We start from the raw sequence: 837 nt of genomic DNA, 5'->3' as shown, positions 1-837 counted from the left end.
CAGGAGCACCAGCTCAGTGTGCGTATCAAGGGGACCAATACGATACTGACCGGCTCTCCCCGTGCGATGACTTGTGCATCCCTGTCCCTTTATGGAGGTAGCTTGGAAACAGCCGATTGCAGCTTGATCAAAGGGTGGGCCTGGGACCAGAATTATCCTGCCCGAGCTTTGGTGATCGAACTTGTTGAAGGCAGCACAGTGCTCGCCACGGATACCGCCGACATTTACCGCGCCGACTTGAAGGCCGCTGGCACAGGCACCGGGAATTATGGTTTTAGTTTTGTTTACCCCAATGCATTGAAAGATGGCCAGGCACATTCATTGAGTGTACGTGTGAAAGGGACTGATGTGGTATTGAACGGCTCGCCCAATACAGTGACCTGCGCAGTACCTTCTTCCTATGCAGGCAGTTTTGAGTATGCGGACTGCAACCAGATCAAGGGGTATGCCTGGGATAAAAATTATCCTGAAAAAACGATGACTGTTGAATTTCTCGATGGGAGCACGGTATTTGCGACAGCTGTTGCCAATATTTACCGAGATGAAATCAAGACCGCTACCAATACAGGGAACTATGGTTTCAGTATTGTAACACCAACTGCGCTGAAAGACGGTCAGGCACATTCACTGAGTATCCGGATCAAGGGGACGAGTTTTTTCCTGGTCAATTCTCCCCGTACAATAACTTGTGCTAAGCTCCCTGACTATGCTGGGACCTTTGAAAGTGTTGACTGCAGCGTGGTTCAAGGGTGGGCCTGGGACAAGAATTACCCTGAAAAAGAGCTGTCGCTGGAACTATTGGAAGGCACTACGGTGAAGGCCAACATTGTAGCCAAC

At 50.2% G+C, this 837-nt stretch carries 1 pseudogene; it reads left to right on the top strand.

What is annotated here, in order from left to right:
* Nucleotides 1-837: pseudogene (locus AC1XUF_RS32050) on the top strand (T9SS type A sorting domain-containing protein); the annotation flags it as partial.

The organism is Dyadobacter sp. HNCC25DJ185, assembly GCF_056895195.1.
The sequence above is the reverse complement of the archived record's forward strand: the minus strand, read 5'-3'. Positions and strand labels throughout refer to the sequence as shown.